Genomic DNA, 3,847 nt, shown 5'->3' with positions numbered 1-3,847 from the left:
GGCGGCGCCGACCGCGGTGAACGCGGCGGCGTCGGCCTCGGCCAGCGCCAGCGCGCGCGCCCGCGCCGCGTCGGCGGCCTCGATGACGCGGTCCACCACCGGGCGGTTGTCGGCGTCCTTGGCCCGGGTCGTGTAGCGCGCCACCATCGCGACCAGCGCGGCGGCCTGCGCGGCGTGCAGCGCGGCGACGGCGCCGCCGCCGGGCGCGGGAATCTTGGCGGCCAGGTCGGCCAGGTACCCCTCGAGCGTGGCCTCGCCGAAGGAGGACGCAGTTTCCTGGGACGATGTGCTCGGCTGCGACACGGGGTGAAGGCCTTTCCTTTTACGGCGCGGGTGGGGGAGTGCGCGGTCAACGCTACCGGCTCGGCCGAGCGCCCACCCTGCGGGACCGGCCCGGTACGGCGCCGACCCGTAGCCGCCATTATGTTGAGTGCTATGCGGATCGGATTGGGCATCAACTACTCGGGCGGTTTCACGGAGGCGGCGGCGGAGGTGGCCGACCTCGAGCGCGCCGGGCTGGACATCGTGTTCGTGCCCGAGGCGTACTCCTTCGACGCGGTGAGCGCGCTCGGCTTCCTGGCCGCCAAGACCACCCGGCTGCAGCTGGCCTCGGGCATCCTGCAGATCTACACCCGCACGCCGAGCCTGACCGCGATGACGGCGGCCGGGCTGGACTTCGTCTCCGGCGGCCGGTTCATCCTCGGCCTCGGCGCGTCGGGCCCGCAGGTGATCGAGGGCTTCCACGGCGTGCCCTACGACGCGCCGATCGGGCGCACCAGGGAGCTGGTGGAGATCTGCCGCAAGGTGTGGCGGCGCGAGCGGCTCGAGTACGACGGGAAGTACTACCAGATCCCGCTGCCGCAGGGGCAGGGCACCGGCCTGGGCAAGGCGCTGAAGCTGATCAATCACCCTGTGCGCGAACGCATTCCGGTGCTGCTCGCGTCGATCGGCCCGAAGAACGTCGAGCTGACCGCCGAGATCGCCGAGGGTTGGCAGCCCATCTTCTTCCTGCCGGAGCAGGCGAACAAGATCTGGGGCGAGTCGCTCGAGGCGGGCTTCGCCAAGCGCGATCCGCAGCTGGGCCCGCTCGAGGTGTACGCGAGCCCGACGCTGGCGATCGGCGAGAACGTCGAGCCGCTGCTGGAGTTCGTGAAGCCGCACCTCGCGCTCTACATCGGCGGCATGGGCGCCAAGGGCAAGAACTTCTACCACGCGCTGGCCACCAAGTACGGCTACGGCACCGAGGCGGACCGCATCCAGGAGCTGTACCTGGCGGGCAAGAAGGAGGAGGCGGCCAAGGTCGTCCCCGACGCGCTGGCCCGCGACGTCTCCCTCATCGGTCCGGCGAGCTACGTCAAGGAGCGGGTCGCCGCGTTCGCCGAGGCGGGCGTCACCGTGCTGAACGTGCTGCCGATGGCCGCCACCGCCGCCGAGCGGGTCAAGCTGATCGAGCAGCTGCGCGAACTCTGCTGAGGGTTGCGTCGTCGCTTCGCGCACGCGCAACGGAGTGCGCGAAGCGACGGTATGAAGGGGCAGGCAGTGTGTCCCGGGCACAGTCGGCGAGGACGGCGGTGTGCCCGCGCGGGTCAGCGCTCGCGGAAGCCCGCGAGCGCCTCCTCCAGGGTGGAGTGCACGGCGAAGACCTGATCGAGGTTGGTCATTCGCAGCTGGCGGCTGGTCGCCGGTCCGTCGGCGACGACGGCGATCGCGGTGGATTCGCCGGCGCGCTGGTGCGTCGCGACGAGAACGGCCATGCCCGCCGAGGCGAGGAAGCTGACCGCGCTGAGATCGATGATCAGGGCCGCGGGCTTGCCGTCGAGGATGGCCTCGATCGAGCTCTCCAGGGCGGGAGCCGTCGCCAGGTCGACCTCGCCGGACACCGTGAGCACTGTCGCACCGTCCCGCGAGGCGACGGTGGTCGTCATCGTGTCCGCGACGGGATAAGCGTCTCCGGAAGTGTTGGTCAAGACTTCGCCTCGCTCGAGTTCGGCTGGGTCGCGCCCGATCGGTTGCTGTGTCCTCGGTTCACTCGCTGTCGCTCGTTCACAACAACACAACACACAAGTAGCGGGGAATTCGCAACCTCGGCGCGTTCATAGGCCCAAACCTTACCGTAGGCGACGGGCCGAAGGCGCCGTTGCGCCGCGGCAGAACCCGACTGTGACCGGGCGATCGGCTCAACCGGCCGCCGCGGTGCGGGGGATCCGCCATGCTTCGGCCAGCCGGGACGGCCGCAGCCGCGTGCCGCCGCCGAAGAACTCGCAGAACTTCATGATCAGCGGGTCCCACCGGAGCTGGTCGACGTGCGCGGTGCCCGGGACGATCAGGTCGTCGGCCACGTGCGCCCGCAGCACCCGCACCGTGTGCGCCGTCACGCCGGTGTCCACGCCGAACGGCTCGGCGGACAGCGACTCGCACTCCAGCTGGATCGGGCACTCGGCCACCCGCGGCGCGCCGACCAGGTCCGCGGGCACCGGATGAAGACCGGCGGCCCCGAACTTGTCCGGCTCGTACCGATACCCCTTCTCGATCCGGTGCGGCGTCCTGACCGGCGAACCGGTCAGCAGCGCGAGCCGATCGACCGCGTCGGCCAGATCGGCGGCGGGCAGATTCAGCACGCATTCGCGCTCGCGCAGCATGTTCTGCGTGGTTTGCGAGGCGGTGTTCATCCCGAGCATGCACTGGTCGCCGAGCCACCACGCCGACGACATCGGCGCGAGATTGGCTGTGCCGTCAGGGTTTCGGGTGCTGATCAGTACCACGGGCGTGCCGAAGTAGAGGACTTTGAGATCGACGACTCGATGCATGCCGACCACGATGCCGCGCGAGACCCGATGGCGCTGGCGGCAATTCGACGCGTCGCTACCCGCTGACGCGGCGGTTGGTGCCGCGCAACGGATTCGCCACCGGGAACGTGATGGCGGGCAGCGTCACCGACATGCGGACGCGGGTGCCCGGCCCGGTGTGGTCGATGTCGAGCTCCTCGGTGAGCGCGCGCATCATGTCGATGCCGCGGCCGCGATACCCGGGGTCGGCCGAGCGCGGCTTCCAGCTGCCCGAGTCGGTGACGGTGATCACCAGCGTCTCGGTGTCGCAGGACGCGGTCAGCTCGACCCGGTTGACGTCGCCCGCCGGGTCGCGCAGCGACTTGGCCACGCGGCCCATCGAGCGGTCGGTGCTCTCCGGGCGCCCGCTCGGGATCGCGCCGTTGCGGTAGGCGTGCTCGATGCTGTTGCTGCACGCCTCGTTCGCCGCGGCCACCAGATCGGAGGCCAGATCGTGCGGCACGGCGGCGGCCGAGAGCCACGCCTTGAGCGTACGACGCAGGGCGGCAAGCTCATCCGCGTGCGCCGGGACCTCGAGGCGCAGCGGGGCAGGCGGCTGGCGATACACCACCATGGCGACGTCGTCGTCGTAGCCCGCGGCGGGGCGCAGCCGCGACAGCACCGCGTCGGCCACCTCGCGCGGCAGCTTGGCCGAGGTGCCCGCGAGCACGTCGGCGATCTTGGCGAAGCTGTCGTCGATGTCGACGCCGCGCTGCTCCACCAGCCCGTCGGTGAACAGCACCAGCGTCGAGCCCGGCGACAACGCGGTGGTCGCCTCCGGGCGGCGCGGCGGGTCGAAGGTGGCCAACGGGAACGACCGGCCGCCCTCGAGCAGGCGGCCGGTCGCGTCGACGTCGGCCAGGATCGGCGGCATATGGCCCGCGCTGCTGTAGCGGACCAACCCGCGCACCGGGTCGAGCACGGCGGCGCACACCGTGGTGCACATCGCGCCGGGTATCCGGCCCGCGACGGTGTCCAGCTCGGCCAGCAACTGCGCCGGTCCGGCCCCGCGTAGTAGCAAT

5 protein-coding genes are annotated in these 3,847 nt (G+C 71.1%); 1 reads left to right on the top strand and 4 read right to left on the bottom strand.

Going from position 1 to position 3,847, the window contains the following annotated elements:
* Positions 1 to 303: cyclodeaminase/cyclohydrolase family protein (locus tag ON39_RS18530; protein ID WP_174412540.1), on the bottom strand; the 303-nt coding region annotated here is incomplete at its 3' end.
* Positions 304 to 435: 132 nt separating this feature from the next.
* Between ON39_RS18530 and ON39_RS18525 the strand changes: the two genes are divergently transcribed.
* Positions 436 to 1,473, top strand: a complete 1,038-nt coding sequence (locus ON39_RS18525; protein WP_040735803.1) for an LLM class F420-dependent oxidoreductase — start codon at positions 436 to 438, stop codon at positions 1,471 to 1,473.
* A gap of 113 nt (positions 1,474 to 1,586) precedes the next feature.
* Here ON39_RS18525 and ON39_RS18520 read toward each other — a convergent pair whose 3' ends face one another.
* The 3 genes from ON39_RS18520 to ON39_RS18510 form a co-directional block, all read right to left on the bottom strand.
* Positions 1,587 to 1,925, bottom strand: coding sequence for an STAS domain-containing protein (locus tag ON39_RS18520; RefSeq protein ID WP_040735808.1), 339 nt, complete (start codon positions 1,923 to 1,925; stop codon positions 1,587 to 1,589).
* A 252-nt stretch (positions 1,926 to 2,177) separates the two neighbouring features.
* Positions 2,178 to 2,807 carry a flavin reductase family protein gene (locus ON39_RS18515; protein WP_040735806.1) on the bottom strand — a complete coding sequence of 210 codons (630 nt, stop codon included), beginning with the start codon at positions 2,805 to 2,807 and terminating at the stop codon, positions 2,178 to 2,180.
* A 55-nt stretch (positions 2,808 to 2,862) separates the two neighbouring features.
* The coding region (locus ON39_RS18510; protein ID WP_040735802.1) for an ATP-binding SpoIIE family protein phosphatase at positions 2,863 to 3,847 on the bottom strand (985 nt) is incomplete at its 5' end.

Source organism: Nocardia tenerifensis NBRC 101015 (assembly GCF_000308715.1).
Classification (GTDB): Bacteria; Actinomycetota; Actinomycetes; order Mycobacteriales; family Mycobacteriaceae; genus Nocardia; species Nocardia tenerifensis.
This window is presented reverse-complemented; position numbering and strand designations above follow the sequence as displayed.

Coding starts and splice junctions, on each gene's coding strand:
- ON39_RS18525 (WP_040735803.1), top strand. CDS start 436: ATGCGGATCGGATTGGGCATCAACTACTCGGGCGGTTTCACGGAGGCG.
- ON39_RS18520 (WP_040735808.1), bottom strand. CDS start 1,925: ATGACGACCACCGTCGCCTCGCGGGACGGTGCGACAGTGCTCACGGTG.
- ON39_RS18515 (WP_040735806.1), bottom strand. CDS start 2,807: ATGCATCGAGTCGTCGATCTCAAAGTCCTCTACTTCGGCACGCCCGTG.